The sequence below is a fragment of the Variovorax sp. J2P1-31 genome, from assembly GCF_030317215.1.
In the GTDB taxonomy this organism is placed as follows: Bacteria; Pseudomonadota; Gammaproteobacteria; order Burkholderiales; family Burkholderiaceae_C; genus Variovorax.
In genome coordinates this window covers 887,636-901,972 of the sequence record NZ_JASZYA010000002.1, presented here as the reverse complement: position 1 = coordinate 901,972, position 14,337 = coordinate 887,636, and the positions used below count along the sequence as shown (strand labels likewise).

Genomic DNA, 14,337 nt, shown 5'->3' with positions numbered 1-14,337 from the left:
CGTCACCGATGGTTAAATGAGAAAGATTCGCATTCTATCCAGCGGTCGGCCCTTGCGGCCCTGCGCACGCCCCCGGCGTTGCGTGTACGCCTCAGCTCAGCGCGTGTTCCAGCAGCAGATCGACCTGCCGCGCCAGCGCACTGCCCGGCGCGACCAGCCGCTGCAGCAGGCTGAAGTGGTCGGTCCCGGGTTCGAAGTGCAGCGTGGAATGGTTGCCCATGGCCAGCCAGACCTCGTGCATGCGCCGGCTCTGTTCGCGCATCGCGGGCGTCTCGTCGGCCCCGGCGGCCAGCAGCAGCGGCGGGCCGTTCGACACCGCGCGGTAGAGCGGCGAGGCGGCCATGGCGCTGTCGGCATCGAGGCGCAGGTTCTCGTTGAGCGAGGTCCGGGCCAGCGGCACGAGGTCGTAGAGCCCGCTGAGCGCCAGCACGCCCGCCACCTCGACCGTGGGCAGGCCACGCGCCGCCCAGTCGGTCAGCCCCATCTCCATCGCCAGGTGCCCGCCCGCGGAGTGGCCCGCGGCGATCAGCGGCAGTGCCGCATCGGCATGGGCCAGCACGGCCGGCATGGCGCTGCGCACGGTCTCGGTCAGCGCGGCCAACGAGACGCTGGGGCACAGCGGGTAGTTGACCATCGCCACATGCAGCCCGCGCTGCACCAGCGAAGGCGCCACGAAGCGGAAGCCCGCCTTGTCGCGCCACTGCCAGTAGCCGGGGTGCAGGTAGACCAGCACGCCGCGCGCGCGCGGACCGGCGTCGAAGAAGTCGAAGGTGCAGCGCTCGCCGACGCCGTAGTGCAGGTCGAGCGTGCAGGGGCCTTCGCGCACCGCATCGGCGCTGCGCTGTTCGAATTCGGCGAACAGCGCGGGAAAGCCCGGCCGGGCCTGGCCCTTCAGGTATTCGTATTCAGGATCGTCCATCGTCGGTCTCGGTGCTTGCATGGGCCACCACGCGGTCGATGCGGCGGCCTTCGAGGGCCGTGACCTCGAAGGTCCAGCCCGCGCATTCGATGCGCTCGCCCACGATCGGCAGCTGGCCCGACACGGCCATCAGCAGGCCGGCCACGGTGTTGTAGCGGCCGCGCTCCTCCTCGGGCAGCTCGCGGATCGCGAGCCGCGCGCGCAGTTCGGACACCGGCATCAGGCCGTCGAGCTCCCAGGCGCCGTCCTCGCGCTTGTGGGCCCAGGCGTCGGTGGTGGTGTTGGACTGCAGCTCGCCGGTGATGGCTTCGAGCAGGTCGCGCGGCGTCATCAGGCCCTGCACCACGCCGTATTCGTCGACCACGAACACCAGCCGGCCGGCGCGCATGCGGAACTGCTCGAGCAGTTCCATGCCGGTGAGCGTCTCCGGCACGAAGGACGCAGGCTGCGCCACGCCCTCGATGCTGCCCTCGTGCTGCGGGCCGAGCCGCAGCAGGTGCGCCACGCTGATCACGCCCACCACGTCGTCGAGCGAGTTGCGGCACACCGGGTACCAGGAATGCACCAGGTTGAGCGCACCGGCGGCCGCCACCTTCTGCAGGCTGGAAGCCACGGTGTCGGTGGCGTCCAGCCACTCGATGTCGGCCCGCGGCACCATCAGCGAACTCAGGCGGCGGTCGTCGAGGTGGAACACGTTGCGCACCATCTGGTGCTCGTGCATCTCGATCACGCCGGCGTCCACGCCCTCCTCCAGGCTGGCGGAGATCTCTTCCTCGGTCACGGTGCGCGCGGCGTTGGAATCGATGCGCAGCAGCTTCAGGATCATCGCGGTGGCGCCCGAGAGCAGCAGCACGAAGGGCTTGGCGCCGGTGGCCAGCGCGCGCATGGGCCGCGACACGAAGCGCGCCACCGGCTCAGGGTAGAGCTGGCCGATGCGCTTGGGCACCAGCTCGCCGAAGATGATGGTGAAGAAGGTGATGCAGGTCACGACCACCGCGGTCGAGGCCACGCTGGCCGTGCCGGCGCCCATGCCCGCGCCTTCCATCCAGACCGCCAGCGGCGCCGCGAAGGCGGCCTCGCCCACGATGCCGCTGAGCATGCCGATGGACGTGATGCCGATCTGCACGCTCGACAGGAACTGGGTCGGGTCCTGCATCAGCTTGAGCGCCGCGGCGGCGCCGGCATCCCCTGTTTCGGCCAATGCGGCGAGCCGCGCGCGACGGCTGGTGGAAAGGGCCATTTCGGACATCGCGAACAACGCATTGAGCGTGGTCAGCAAGGCCAGCAGGAAAACATCCATGAACGAAGGAGAGAATGGGGACATGGCACTTTACTTGATCGGCGACGTGCAGGGCTGCGACGAAGCCCTGGGCCGCCTGCTGCAACGCATCGACTTCTCCCCCAGCCGCGACACGCTGGTCCTGCTGGGCGACCTGGTGAACCGGGGCCCGGCCTCGGCCGACGTGCTGCGCCGGGTGCAGGCGCTGGGCGGCGCGGCGCGCAGCCTGCTGGGCAACCACGACCTGCACCTGCTGGGCGTGGCCCACGGCGCACGCAAGTCGGGCCGCAAGGACACGCTCGACGGCGTGCTCGACGCGCCCGACCGCGACGCGCTGATCGACTGGCTGCGCCACCAGGCGATGGCGCTGCACCAGACCGTCGGCGGGCGCGACCTGCTGATGGTGCATGCGGGCGTGCTGCCGCAATGGACGGTGGCGCAGACGCTGGTGCTGGCGGCGGAGGTCGAAGCGGTGCTGCGCGGGCCGACGCTGGGCGAGTTCGTGCGCACCATGTACGGCAACGAGCCCGCGCAATGGGACGATGCACTGACCGGCACCGCGCGGCTGCGCGCCATCGTCAACGGCCTCACGCGCTTGCGCTTCTGCACCGCCGAGGGCGTGATGGACTTCGACACCAAGGACAGCGCCGACGCCCCGCCGGCCGGCTTCATGCCCTGGTTCGAGGTGCCGCGGCGCCGCAGCGCGAACGCCACCGTCGCCTTCGGCCATTGGTCGACGCTGGGCTGGATCGACCGGCCCGGCCTGCTCTCGACCGACACCGGCTGTGTCTGGGGCGGCTGCCTCAGCGCGGCGCGCATCGGCGCCACGCTGGACGACATCGAGCACCTCGAGGTGCAGTGCGATCAGGCGCAGAAACCCGGCGCCTGATCCCGGTGCGGCCGCTCAGGCGGCCGGCCGGAAGCGCTCCAGCGCCGTGCGCTGTTGCCCCTGCGCGTCGAAGTTGTCCGGCGCCAGCCAGCGTTCGAAGGCACTGCGCAGCGCCGGCCATTCGCTGTCGATGACCGAGAACCACGCGGTGTCGCGGCTGCGGCCCTTGTAGACCAGCACCTGACGGAAGACGCCTTCGAAGCGGAAGCCCAGCCGCTGGGCGGCGCGCCGCGAGGGCTCGTTGCAGCTGTCGCACTTCCATTCGTAGCGGCGGTAGCCCAGCGTGTCGAAGGCCAGGCGCATCAGCAGGTACTGCGCCTCGGTCGACAGCGGCGTCTTCTTCAACAGCGGCGAGAAGGTGACGTGGCCCACCTCCATCACGCCGTGCGCGGGCTCGATGCGCATCAGCGCCAGCGTGCCCACCGCGCGGCCGCTGGCACGGTCGATCACCGCGAAATGCATGGGATCGGCGCTCTGCGCGATGCGCTCGATGTAGGCGCGCGTGGCCGCGGGATCGTCGGAGCGCTCGATCGACAGGTAGGTCCAGTCGCGCCCGTCGGGCGCCTGCGCGTAGGCGGCATGCAGGTCGCCGGCATGCCGGGCCGCGTCGAGCGGCTCGAGCCGGCAGAAACGGCCCTCGATGGGCTGGCGCGGCGGCAGGGCATGCGGGGTCCAGTCGGGCAGCGCGGGGCCGACAGGCTGGCCGAAGTCGTTGAGGCGGGTGGGCATGGCAAGGTCTTTCGAAAAAAGGGCTGGCACGGCCAGCGGAAGCCCCGAAGGTAGCCGCGTCATGGCCCCATTGGAAGTGCCAGGCAGAATGCGTTTCATGGTGCCACGGTCCGCCCCCTCCCCCGCTGCCCTGCTCGAGGCCCCGCTGCGCCGGGAACGCGACGCGGGCCCGATGCAACGCCAGCTGTACGAGCGGCTCAGGCACGCCATCCTCGACGGCAGCCTCGCGCCCGGCAGCCGGCTGCCGGGCTCGCGCATGCTGGCCGAGACGCTGGCAATCTCGCGCAACACCGTGAGCGCGACCTACGAGCACCTGGCGGCCGAAGGCTATGTGCAGCCCGACCGCCAGGGCACGCGCGTCGCCGCGCTGTCGGCGCCGGCGCTGCGCGGGCGCACGGCGGCCCCCACCGGCACCGCGGTCACCGCGCGCCGCCTCGCGGCCTTCCCGCCGAACGCATCGCGCCCCGACTCGGACGCCGCGCTGCGCCCCGGCGTGCCCGCGCTGTCGCACTTCCCGCTGACCGCCTGGCGCCGCGCGCTCGACCGCGCGCTGCGCGCGGCGGGCCCGGCCGCGCTGGGCTATGGCGACCCGCTGGGCGAAGCGCCGCTGCGCGCGGCCATCGCGCGGCACCTGTCGGTGGCACGCGGCGTGCGCTGCGCACCGCGGCAGATCGTCGTCACCGAGGGCGCGCAGGAGGCGCTGACGCTGTGCGTGCGCCTGCTCACCAACCCCGGCGACGTCGGCTGGGTCGAGGACCCGGGCTACCGCGGCGCCAAGGCCGCGATGCGCGCGGGCGACCTGCGCATCGTGCCGCTGCGGGTCGACGCCGAGGGGCTGCAGGCACGCGAGCGCGACTGGCAGCAGCACCCGCCGCGGCTGGTCTACACCTCGCCCTCGCACCAGTACCCGGGCGGCGCGGTGCTGAGCATCGCGCGCCGGCTCGAACTGATCGCCCGCGCGCGCGCGCACGGCGCGTGGATCGTCGAGGACGACTACGACAGCGAGTTCCGCCACGCCGGCGAGCCCATCGGCGCGATGCAGGGGCTGGTGGAGGACGCGCCCGTGCTCTACGTCGGCACCTTCAGCAAGACGATGTTCCCCTCCCTGCGGCTGGGCTTCCTGGTGCTGCCCGAGGCGCTGCTGCCGGGCGTGCAGGCGCCGCTCGAGGAGATGCTGCGCGGCGGCCACCGCTGCGAACAGCTCGCGATGGCCGACTTCATCGAGAGCGGCCAGTTCAGCCGCCACCTGGGCCGCATGCGGCGGCTCTACCGGGGCCGGCAGCAGGCGCTGCGGCTGGCGCTGCAGCAGCACCTGAAGGTGCCGCACAGCATCGAGGGCGGCCACTGCGGCCTGCACCTGACGGTGCGCCTGCCCGCGGAATTCGACGACCGCCGGATCGCGGCCGAGGCGCTGCGCCACCGCATCGCGCCCTCCCCGCTGTCGGGCTTCGCGCTGCAGCCGCTGGCCGGCGACAACGGCCTGGTGCTGGGCTACGGCAACACCTCGGCCGAACTGTTCGAGCCGCTGGTCCGGCGGCTCTCGCAGATCGCGCGGGCGAGCGCACGTCCCTAGGCCTGCGTGCCCGCCGCCTGCGCGCACCGGAAGTGGCGCGGCGTGGACCCGACCCACTGGCGGAAGCGGCGGTTGAAGTAGGCTTCGTCGGTGAAGCCGCACTGGTGGGCGATCTCGCGCACCTGCAGCGAGGTGGACGCGAGCAGTTCCTTCGCGCGCTCCATGCGCCGCTCGGTCACCAGCTCGGTGAAAGTGCGGTCGGTCTTCTTGCGCAGCAGGTTCGCCAGGTAGTTGGGCGAGAGAAAGGCGGCGGCGGCCGCATCGGTGAGCGACAGCGGCTGGTCGAGGTTGTCGCGCACATAGCGCACCACGCGCTGCAGGGCATCGCGCTGCGAGGTCCGCCCGTTGTGCTGCAGCGAGAGCCGCATCAGCGAGTCCTCCTGCCGCATGCAGGCCAGCCCGATGATCTGCTGCACGATGCCGCGCATCGCGATCTTGGCGCCGAAGCCGCGGCCCGCGTTGAGCGCCTGCAGTTCGTCGAGCCAGCCGCGGATGCGCGCGAAGTCCGCCGCGTCGAAGGCGAAGTCGACGTACTCCTGGAACAGGAAGGGCGCGAGATCGGGATGGCGTGCGAGCGACACGTCGTCGAGGTCCAGCGCATCGACCTCGAGCGTCGGCCAGAGAAAACGCTGGTCGAAGTTGACGATGCAGTACAGCGCCTCGGGCGGGTGGGGGATCACGTGCACCCGGTAGGGCAGCACGAAGCTCAGGTGGCGCGGGCCGAAGGGCCGCACCGCGCCGCCGATGGCCTGCTGCGACTGCCCTTCGATGCCGACCTGGATCTGGAAGTAGGCATGCCGGTGCGGCAGCGTGAGCTCGTTGCGCGCGCCCTGGAAGCGGATGTCGAAATCCAGGTGATCGGCACGCTCGTGCATGCCGTAGGTGCGGACGGACGTCGGAAGGGAAGAAGAAGAGGAAGAGCGCATCGCGCCCGCGAGCGTACGCCAGCCGGCGCGCCGCCGCTTCAGACGACCTCGGCCTCCAGCACGCCGACGCCCGCCACCGTGCCGCGCAGCCGGTCGCCGCGCTGCACCGCGCCCACGCCGGCCGGCGTGCCGGTGAAGATCAGGTCGCCGGGCTGCAGCGTGAACAGCGTCGACAGGTAGGCGATGGTGTCGGGCACGTTCCAGATCATGTCGGCCAGGTCGCCGACCTGGCGTTGCGCGCCGTTGACCTCGAGCCGGATCTCGCCCGCGGCGGGATGGCCGGCCTGCGCCACCGGCACCAGTTCGCCGCAGGGCGCGGAGCCGTCGAAGGCCTTGCCGGTGTCCCAGGGCCGGCCCGCCTTCTTGGCCTCGGCCTGCAGGTCGCGGCGCGTCATGTCCAGGCCCACGGCATAGCCGTAGACATGCGCGAGCGCATCCGCCGCGGCGATGTTCGCGCCGCCGGTCTTGAGCGCGACCACGAGTTCGATCTCGTGGTGCACGTCCTTCGACAGCGTCGGGTAGGCGAAGGCCGCGCCGTCCGCGACGATCGCGTTGGCCGGCTTCATGAAGAAGAAGGGCGGCTCGCGCTCGGGGTTGTGGCCCATCTCGCGTGTGTGTTCGGCGTAGTTGCGGCCCACGCAGAAGATGCGGTGGACCGGGAAGCGCGCGCGCTCGCCCGCGATGGGCAGCGAGTGGACGGGCGCGGGGGCGATGGCGTAGCGGGTGTCGGTGGAAGTCATGGATCGACTCTAGCCAGCGACGGCCCGCGCGCCGGGCACGCGTCTACGCAGGTCTTGGACTCCGCTACGTTTCGGCGCGCCGCTCAGCCCGCGACGCTGAAGCCGGTGTCGAAGGTCCCCTTCACATCGAGCGGCTGCTTGATCAACCCGACCTGGCGGTAGAAGTCGGCCGTGGCCTGCTGGTCGGCGACCACCTGCGCGTCGATGGCCACCCACTTCTGCTGGCGGCGTTCGAACTGCAGCTTCGCCGCCTCGGGCGGGATGCCGATGATCCGGGCCAGCGCGGCCGAGTAGGCGTCGACGTTGTCGTAGGACCAGCGCTGCGCCTTCACCACGCGCTGCAGGAAATCCTGCAGCACCGGCCGCTTGGCGCCGATGGCGCCGTCGGTGGCGGCAAGGTAGCTCAGGCCCGGCAACAGGCCGCGCCCGCTGACCAGCACCCGCGCGTGCTTGCTGACCTCGGCCAGCGCGGTGTAGGGCTCCCAGGTGGCCCAGGCGTCGACCGAGCCCTGCGTGAGCGCCAGCTTGGCATCGGCGGGCGCGAGGAAGCGGATGTTCACGTCCTCGGGCTGGAGGCCGGCCGAGCCGATGGCCTTGAGCGCCACGTAGTGCCCGATCGAGCCGCGGTTGGTGGCGATGCTCCTGCCCTTGAGCTCGGCCGCGGTCTTCAGCGGCGAGTCGGGGCGCACCAGCACGGCCGTGCCGTAGGCGTCGGAGCGGTTGGCGCCGATGGCCTTGACGCGCGTGCCCGCGGCCAGCGCGAAGATCAGCGGCGCATCGCCGATCGGGCCCGAATCGACCGCGCCTGCATTGAGCGCCTCGGCCAGCGGCGCGGCGGCCGGAAACTCCGACCACTGGATGTCGTAGCCCAGTCCTTCGAGCCCGCCCGCGGCCTCGAGCAGCGCGCGCAGGCCGCCCTTCTGGTCGCCGGCCTTGAGCACCGGGCGGGACTGGGCGTGCGATGCGAGGGCGGGCAAGGCCAGGGCCGCGGCGGTGCCGAGGGCCTGGGTCACGAACTGGCGGCGGGAAGTGAAGGTCATGTCGAGATGTCTTTCAGGGGGAGAGGAGGAAACTCAGTGGACGAAGCCGCCCTTGACGAAGCGCACCGGCTGCGCGTCCATGCGGCGGATCAGCGCCTCCAGGCCGTCGGTGGGCGGTGGCGCGTCCACGGCGCGCGGCGCGATCTCGGTGCGGCACAGCAGGTCGTCGTCGGACCAGCCCGCCTGACCCGGCCGGCCGAGCGCGCGCAGCCAGCCGTCGCGGTCGGCGAGCAGTTCGGCGCCGGCCAGCGCCGCGCTGCCGGCGACCTGCGAGAACGCGGCCCAGGCGGCGTCGCCCTCGAGCACGCAGCCCGCGCTCGGCGCGGCCGAGGCGGCGGGGCGCAGCCAGACCGTCACGAGGCGCGGGTCTTCCAGCGGCGGCGCGCCCGCGGCCACGATGCGCACGCGCTGGCCGCGCCAGCTCGCGAGCGGGCGCGCCGGGCCGCCGTCGCAGCGCACGGCGGCGTCGGGCAGCGCCACCGGCAGTGCCCAAGCGCCGGTCGCGCGCAAGGTCTCGCCCGCGGCCTGCGCCTTCATGAAATCGATCAGCGCCCAGGCCTCGTCGTCGCGCAGCACGGCGCCGAAGGCCGGCATCGACGGCGCGCCGTGGCGGTCGCGCGTGCCGTTGAGCACATGCCACAGCAGGTCGCCGTCGGCGCGCCGCCACAGCAGCGGGCCGCTCAGGTTGGGCGGCCACACCGGCTGCGCGGCCGCAAGCGGCCCCTGCCCTCGCCCGTCGCTGCCGTGGCAGGCGATGCAATGCTGCGCATAGAGCGCGCGGCCCTGCGCGATCGATTGCACCGTGAAGCCGCTGGGCGAGCGATGGAAGCTGGTCGGCGTGGCCGGCACCCAGGCCACGCGCGCGTCGGGCCAGGGCGCGAGCAGCAGCAACAGGGGCACGCTGGCCAGCAGGGGCCAGCGGCGGCGGCGCCAGAAGACGGCCAGCAGCAGCACGAGGGCGCACAAGGCGAGCACCGCCACCGTGAGGCCCAGGCGCCGCGCCTGGCCCAGGTCGATCAGCAGGTTCTCGCCCGACAGCCGCCAGGCCCAGGGCCAGGCCGGCTGGCCATGGCTGCTGCCCGCCAGGCCCAGCCAGCCGAGCAGGCGCAGCAGCCCGAGCTGTAGCGCCTGCAGCAGCGCGATCAGGCCGTTGAGCCAGCCGCCCTCGATCACGGCGCTCACGCCGTCGCTCGGCTCACCATGTCGCGTCCAGGCCGAGGTGACGCAGCGCCTCGTGCCGCAATTCGACCAACCGCGGATGGTTGCGGTGCCGCGGGTACGGCAGGTCGACCACCAGCTCGGCCACGATGCGCGCCGGGCGGTCGCTGAGCACGATCACGCGCTTGGCGAGGAACAGCGCCTCCTCCACGTCGTGCGTGACCAGCAGCGCCGAGAAGCCGGCGCGCTGCCAGAGCTTGACCAGCTCGCTCTGCATCGCGATGCGCGTGAGCGAATCGAGCTTGCCCAGCGGCTCGTCGAGCACCAGCAGCTGCGGATCGTTGACCAGCGCGCGCGCCAGCGCCACGCGCTGCGCCATGCCGCCCGAGAGCTGGTGCGGAAAGCTCTTCGCGAAATCGGCGAGGCCCACCAGCGCCAGCGCATCGTCGACGCGCGAACGCTGCGTCTTCAACAGGCCGCGCGCCTGCAGGCCCAGCGCCACGTTGTCCCGGACGTTGCGCCAGGGGTAGAGCGTCGGGTCCTGGAACACGACGATGCGCGAGGGGTCGGGCCGGGTGATGGCCTCGCCGTCCTGCGCGATGCGGCCCACGGTCGCGGGCTCAAGCCCGGCCACCAGGCGCAGCAGCGTCGACTTGCCGCAGCCGCTGGGGCCCAGCAAGGCGACGAACTCGCCGGGCTGCACGCGCAGGTCGATGTGGTCGAGCACCTGCAGCACGCCGTCCTGCTGCTTGAACCAGTGGCTCACCCCCTCGATGTCGATGTGGGCGCCGGCCGTGGCGGTGGCTACCATTGGACGGTCCCCTTCTGCCACGACAGCGCGCGGTCGCGCACCGTGAACAGCAGCGTGATCAGGCCCGAGCACAGCACCGCCATCACCCCCAGTGCCGCATACATGTTGGCGTAGGCAGCCCAGCCCTGGGCCCACTGCAGGTACCAGCCCAGGCCGGCCTTGACGCCCATCATCTCGGCCGTGACCAGCACCGAGAACGAGGCGCCCAGGCCCATGAACAGGCCGACGAAGACCTGCGGCAGCGCCGCCGGGATTGCCACCCGCCGCACCAGGAACCACTCGGTGGCGCCCAGCGTGCGCGCCACGTCGTAGTAGCTCTTGTTCACCGAAGCCACGCCCGACCAGGTCAGCACCGCCACCGGGAAGAAGGTGGCGAGCCCGACCAGGAACACGGCCGCGGCATAGCTCGAGGGCGCGAAGAAGAAGGCCAGCGGCAGCAGCGCCGACGCGGGCACCGGCCCGAGGAAGCGCAGCACCGGGTGCACCCAGTAGCCCGCGATGCGCGACCAGCCGATCCACACGCCGGTGCCGAAACCGACCAGCGCGCCCAGCACGAAGCCGTGCGCGAGCAGGCGCAGCGAATGCGCGGTCGAGAGGCCGAGCCGGGCCCAGTCCTCGCAGGCCACGTCGATCAGGCTCTGCGGCGGCGCGAAGAAGGGCGGCGGCAGCAGGCCCAGCTTGGCGGTCAGCAGCTCCCACAGCGCCAGCAGCAGCGGCGCGGCGATCAGCCACTGGCCCGCGGGCCGCAAGCGGCGGCCGGCCGCACCGGCGTGCGTGCCGAGCAAGGCCACGGCCAGCAGCAGCACGCCCGCGACCAGCGCGGCCACGCCGAGCTCGGTGGTGAAGGTCCAGTCGTTGAAGCCCACTTCCTTGTTGGGCCAGGCGAGCGTGAGCCCGCCGAAGGCCAGCCAGGCCAGGGCCGCGACGACGCCGGTGCGCCAGAGGCCGGTGGCGACGACGTCCTGCAGCGACGCGGGCAGCGTGGCGGCGCGCGGCAACGGCGCCACGGGCCGCTCCAGCCGTCCGCCCAGAACCTGCTCGGCGGTCGTCATGGAAGCACCTCCGTGCTGCGCACTGCGGTGCAAGCTTGCTTGGGGCGGCCCGGCGCGGCGCTCATGCCAGCACATCCACCGCCACGTGATTGGCGAGTCGCGCCGGATCGGTCGAGGCCTTGAGCACGCCGACCGAGCGGAAGTCGCGCGCATAGAACTCGACCTCGTCGCGCAGGTTCTTGCCCACCGGATGGTGGCCGTGCGTGAGCGTGCCCAGCAGCGCCTGCAGGTCTTCGACCGGCACCTTGGGCGAGTACTTGGCGAACAGCTTGGCCGATTCGTTGGGGTTCTCGGCCACGAAGTCCGAGGCCTGCACGATCGAGCGCACCAGCGCCGCCACCGTGGGCTTGTCCTTGCGCACCAGCTCGCCGCGCGCGCCGACGATGCAGCAGACCTTGTCCTTGTATTCGCCCGAGAGGTTCGACGCCAGCTCGACGTAGCGGCCCTTGTTGCGCTTCTCGATCAGGTAGAGCGTCGGGTCGCCATCGGCGATCGCCTGGATCTCGCCCTTGTTGACGGCGATGTCGAGCAGGTCGGCCGGGTACTGGCGCCAGGCCACGTCCTTGTCGGCATCGATGCCGTTCTTTTTGAGCAGGATGGAGAAGAAGTTCTTGCCCGGGCTCGCGATGTCCGACACGCCGATGGTCTTGCCCTTGAGCTTCTGCAGGTCGGTGATGCCCGCCTCCTTCACGCCCACCAGCCGCACGCAGCCGCCGTGCGAGCTGCCCACGATCTTCACGTCGAAGCCCGACTCCAGCGGCTTGAGCCAGCGGTGGATCATGCCGACCGCGGCATCGGCCTTGGCCGTGGCCAGCGACTCGAGCAGCTGGTCGGTCGAGCCGGTGTAGTTGATCAGGTCCACCTGCAGGCCGTTCTTCTCGAAGAAGCCGCGCTCCTGCGCCACCACCACCGGCGACAGGCAGAAGGCCGATGCGTTCCAGGCGAAGGTGAGCTTGCGCGGCTGCGACCAGGCGCGCGAGGCGAGCAGGCCGCTCGATGCGACGACCGCGGCCGCGCCGCCGGCACGCAGGACGCCGCGACGGGAAAGGGATGTGTTCATGCTGGAGGGACCTCGTTCTTGGATTTACAGGAGCAGTTCGGGCTCGGCCTCGACCAGCCCTTCGTAGAGGCTCTCGAAGGCATGGCGCGCGCCGTCGGGCCCGCCGATCTGGCCGTGCGTGTGGCGCGCCACCGCCTCGTCGATGGGCTGCGGCGTGCCGGCCGCCTCGGCCAGCAGTTGCGTGTGGCAGGCGTTGTCGAGCGCGATGTACCACCAGGCCGCGGCCTCGACGCTCGGACCCGCGGTCAGGATGCCGTGGTTCTTCAGGATCGCGCCCTTGCCGTCGCCCAGCGCCTTGGCGATGCGCAGGCCTTCGCTGTCGTCGACCACCATGCCGGTGAAGTCGTCGAACAGCGCCACGTCGCCGTGGAACACGCAGCTGTCCTGCGTGAGCGTGTCGAGCTTGCGGCCCAGCGTCGACCAGGCCTTGCCGTAGGTCGAGTGCGTGTGGGCGGCGGCGACGATCGCGGGGTTGTATTCGTGGATCGCCGCATGGATCGCAAAGGCCGCCTTGTTGAGCGGCCGGTCGCCGATCACGGTCTCGCCCTTGGCATTGACCAGCAGCAGGTCCGACACCTTGATGCGCGAGAAATGGATGCCCAGCGGATTGACCCAGAAGTGGTCGCCGAGCTCGGGGTCGCGCGCCGTGATGTGGCCGGCCAGGCCCTGCGCGAAGCCGAAGCGCGCGAACAGCCGGAAGGCGCCCGCCAGCCGCTCCTGCCGATGGCGGCGCTCGGCCTCGACGCTGGTGCGCGGCGCGGGCGGGTCGAACCAGAACTTCTGCTGCGGGTTCGGGTTGAGCTTCAGCGGCTGGGCCGCGTGGCGGTCGATGGAAAGAACAGCGCTCATGGGGATTCCTCGTGTGTTGGGGGTATTGCTCCTTCCCCCTCTGGGGGAAGGCGGGGATGGGGGCTTGCGGCGCATCGAACGCTGCGGCGGTCTTCAAGGCTGCGGGCCCCCACCCCCGCCCTCCCCCAGCGGGGGAGGGAGAAAGAAAAGAGTCAGGCCGCCTTGCGCGCCGAAGCGATGCGCTGCGCCACCAATTCGTGCGTGCGCGGGATCAGCTCGCGGCCGTAGTCGCTCGCGTCCTCCAGCGGGTCGAAACCGCGGATCAGGAAGGTGGTCACGCCCAGGTCGTAGTAGTCGAGCAGCGCGTCGGCGACCTGCTCGGGCGTGCCGACCAGCGCGGTGCTGTTGGAGCGCCCGCCGATCTCTTCGGCGACCGCGGTCCACAGGCGCTTGTCGACGCGCGAGCCCTGCGCGGCCGCGGCCAGCAGGCGTTTCGCGCCTTCGCTCTGCTGCGGGCCGCCGCGGTTGTAGCCCTGCACCACGCGCAGGCGCTTGGTCTCGGCCAGGATGCTCTCGGCGCGTGCCCAGGCGGCCTCCTCGGTCTGCGCGAGGATCGGCCGGAACGACACCGAGAAGCGCACGCTGCGCCCATGCTTCGCGGCCTCGGCGCGCACGCGGGTGGTCAGCTCGCGCGCCTGGTCCAGCGATTCGCCCCACAGCGCGTACACGTCGGCGTACTTGCCGGCGACCGGAATCGCCGCCGCCGAAGCGCCGCCGAAGTACACCGGCACATGCGGCTTGCCCTGGCGCGTCTGCACCGGCTTCACTTCTGAGAAAGCGCTCTGGAAGCGGTAGTGCGCGCCTTCGTGGTCGAAGGGCTTGTCGGCGGCCCAGACCTTGTGCAGCACCTCGAGGTACTCGTCGGTGCGCGCATAGCGCTGGTCGTGGTCGAGCCAGTCCCCGTCGCGCTTCTGCTCGTCGTCGGAGCCGCCCGAGATGTAGTGCACCGCGAGCCGGCCGCCGCTGAACTGGTCGAGCGAAGCGAACTGGCGCGCCGCCAGCGTGGGCGACACGAAGCCGGGCCGGTGCGCCAGCATGAAGTGGATGCGCTCGGTGACCGAGGCGGCGTAGGCGACGGTCAACGTGGCGTCGGGGCCGGTCGAGTGGTGCGGCACCAGGATGCGGTCGAAGCCCGCGTTCTCGTGCGCCTGCGCAAAGGCCCTGACGTAGTCGCGGTCGATCGCGGGACCGCTGGGCGCATGGATCTCGGAGACCTTCTGGCCCTGGATCATGCCGATGAATTCGATGGGACTGCTCATGGGTTTTCCTTCGACGTGGACGCGCAAAGCGGGATGCAGGACCGAGACCGTAA

At 71.6% G+C, this 14,337-nt stretch carries 14 protein-coding genes; 2 read left to right on the top strand and 12 right to left on the bottom strand.

Annotated elements, in window-relative coordinates:
- Positions 1-91: 91 nt before the first annotated feature.
- Positions 92-919 (bottom strand): alpha/beta hydrolase, encoded by an 828-nt coding sequence (locus QTI20_RS15390; RefSeq protein WP_286552129.1) that lies wholly within the window; start codon positions 917-919, stop codon positions 92-94.
- Positions 906-2,219, bottom strand: a complete 1,314-nt coding sequence (locus tag QTI20_RS15385) for a hemolysin family protein (protein WP_286552127.1) — start codon at positions 2,217-2,219, stop codon at positions 906-908. Before QTI20_RS15385 ends, QTI20_RS15390 begins: the two co-directional genes overlap by 14 nt.
- Before the next feature lie 22 nt (positions 2,220-2,241).
- On the opposite strand from QTI20_RS15385, the gene QTI20_RS15380 reads away from it, so the two are divergent.
- Positions 2,242-3,087, top strand: coding sequence for a symmetrical bis(5'-nucleosyl)-tetraphosphatase (locus tag QTI20_RS15380; RefSeq protein ID WP_286552125.1), 846 nt, complete (start codon positions 2,242-2,244; stop codon positions 3,085-3,087).
- A 15-nt stretch (positions 3,088-3,102) separates the two neighbouring features.
- On the opposite strand, the gene QTI20_RS15375 is transcribed toward QTI20_RS15380, so the two are convergent.
- Positions 3,103-3,816 (bottom strand): GNAT family N-acetyltransferase, encoded by a 714-nt coding sequence (locus QTI20_RS15375; RefSeq protein ID WP_183024027.1) that lies wholly within the window; start codon positions 3,814-3,816, stop codon positions 3,103-3,105.
- A 97-nt stretch (positions 3,817-3,913) separates the two neighbouring features.
- On the opposite strand from QTI20_RS15375, the gene pdxR reads away from it, so the two are divergent.
- On the top strand, positions 3,914-5,389 hold the full coding sequence (gene pdxR, locus QTI20_RS15370; protein WP_286552120.1) for a MocR-like pyridoxine biosynthesis transcription factor PdxR: 1,476 nt from the start codon (positions 3,914-3,916) through the stop codon (positions 5,387-5,389).
- On the opposite strand, the gene QTI20_RS15365 is transcribed toward pdxR, so the two are convergent.
- The 9 genes from QTI20_RS15365 to QTI20_RS15325 all read right to left on the bottom strand — a co-directional run bounded on the left by QTI20_RS15365 (position 5,386) and on the right by QTI20_RS15325 (position 14,284).
- Positions 5,386-6,315: a helix-turn-helix transcriptional regulator gene (locus QTI20_RS15365; protein WP_286552119.1), complete on the bottom strand. Its 930-nt coding sequence runs from the start codon at positions 6,313-6,315 to the stop codon at positions 5,386-5,388. The genes pdxR and QTI20_RS15365 overlap by 4 nt on opposite strands.
- 38 nt (positions 6,316-6,353) lie before the next feature.
- On the bottom strand, positions 6,354-7,055 hold the full coding sequence (locus QTI20_RS15360; RefSeq protein WP_286552118.1) for a fumarylacetoacetate hydrolase family protein: 702 nt from the start codon (positions 7,053-7,055) through the stop codon (positions 6,354-6,356).
- Positions 7,056-7,138: 83 nt separating this feature from the next.
- Positions 7,139-8,095 carry an ABC transporter substrate-binding protein gene (locus QTI20_RS15355; RefSeq protein ID WP_286552117.1) on the bottom strand — a complete coding sequence of 319 codons (957 nt, stop codon included), beginning with the start codon at positions 8,093-8,095 and terminating at the stop codon, positions 7,139-7,141.
- A gap of 33 nt (positions 8,096-8,128) precedes the next feature.
- The gene (locus QTI20_RS15350) at positions 8,129-9,277 is read right to left on the bottom strand and encodes a c-type cytochrome (RefSeq protein WP_286552116.1); all 1,149 of its coding nucleotides are present in this window, start codon (positions 9,275-9,277) and stop codon (positions 8,129-8,131) included.
- Between the two features lie 13 nt (positions 9,278-9,290).
- Positions 9,291-10,064, bottom strand: coding sequence for an ABC transporter ATP-binding protein (locus tag QTI20_RS15345; protein ID WP_286552115.1), 774 nt, complete (start codon positions 10,062-10,064; stop codon positions 9,291-9,293).
- Positions 10,058-11,116, bottom strand: a complete 1,059-nt coding sequence (locus tag QTI20_RS15340; RefSeq protein WP_286552114.1) for an ABC transporter permease — start codon at positions 11,114-11,116, stop codon at positions 10,058-10,060. Before QTI20_RS15340 ends, QTI20_RS15345 begins: the two co-directional genes overlap by 7 nt.
- A gap of 61 nt (positions 11,117-11,177) precedes the next feature.
- Positions 11,178-12,176 (bottom strand): ABC transporter substrate-binding protein, encoded by a 999-nt coding sequence (locus tag QTI20_RS15335; RefSeq protein ID WP_286552113.1) that lies wholly within the window; start codon positions 12,174-12,176, stop codon positions 11,178-11,180.
- A 24-nt stretch (positions 12,177-12,200) separates the two neighbouring features.
- Positions 12,201-13,025, bottom strand: a complete 825-nt coding sequence (locus tag QTI20_RS15330) for a class II aldolase/adducin family protein (RefSeq protein ID WP_286552112.1) — start codon at positions 13,023-13,025, stop codon at positions 12,201-12,203.
- 152 nt (positions 13,026-13,177) lie between these two features.
- Positions 13,178-14,284, bottom strand: coding sequence for an LLM class flavin-dependent oxidoreductase (locus QTI20_RS15325; RefSeq protein WP_286552111.1), 1,107 nt, complete (start codon positions 14,282-14,284; stop codon positions 13,178-13,180).
- Positions 14,285-14,337 lie beyond the last annotated feature (53 nt).

Excerpts from the sequence above, each read along its gene's own strand:
- QTI20_RS15390 (WP_286552129.1), bottom strand. The coding sequence starts at position 919 with ATGGACGATCCTGAATACGAATACCTGAAGGGCCAGGCCCGGCCGGGC.
- QTI20_RS15385 (WP_286552127.1), bottom strand. The coding sequence starts at position 2,219 with ATGGATGTTTTCCTGCTGGCCTTGCTGACCACGCTCAATGCGTTGTTC.
- QTI20_RS15380 (WP_286552125.1), top strand. The coding sequence starts at position 2,242 with ATGGCACTTTACTTGATCGGCGACGTGCAGGGCTGCGACGAAGCCCTG.
- QTI20_RS15375 (WP_183024027.1), bottom strand. The coding sequence starts at position 3,816 with ATGCCCACCCGCCTCAACGACTTCGGCCAGCCTGTCGGCCCCGCGCTG.
- pdxR (WP_286552120.1), top strand. The coding sequence starts at position 3,914 with ATGGTGCCACGGTCCGCCCCCTCCCCCGCTGCCCTGCTCGAGGCCCCG.
- QTI20_RS15365 (WP_286552119.1), bottom strand. The coding sequence starts at position 6,315 with ATGCGCTCTTCCTCTTCTTCTTCCCTTCCGACGTCCGTCCGCACCTAC.
- QTI20_RS15360 (WP_286552118.1), bottom strand. The coding sequence starts at position 7,055 with ATGACTTCCACCGACACCCGCTACGCCATCGCCCCCGCGCCCGTCCAC.
- QTI20_RS15355 (WP_286552117.1), bottom strand. The coding sequence starts at position 8,095 with ATGACCTTCACTTCCCGCCGCCAGTTCGTGACCCAGGCCCTCGGCACC.
- QTI20_RS15345 (WP_286552115.1), bottom strand. The coding sequence starts at position 10,064 with ATGGTAGCCACCGCCACGGCCGGCGCCCACATCGACATCGAGGGGGTG.
- QTI20_RS15340 (WP_286552114.1), bottom strand. The coding sequence starts at position 11,116 with ATGACGACCGCCGAGCAGGTTCTGGGCGGACGGCTGGAGCGGCCCGTG.
- QTI20_RS15335 (WP_286552113.1), bottom strand. The coding sequence starts at position 12,176 with ATGAACACATCCCTTTCCCGTCGCGGCGTCCTGCGTGCCGGCGGCGCG.
- QTI20_RS15330 (WP_286552112.1), bottom strand. The coding sequence starts at position 13,025 with ATGAGCGCTGTTCTTTCCATCGACCGCCACGCGGCCCAGCCGCTGAAG.
- QTI20_RS15325 (WP_286552111.1), bottom strand. The coding sequence starts at position 14,284 with ATGAGCAGTCCCATCGAATTCATCGGCATGATCCAGGGCCAGAAGGTC.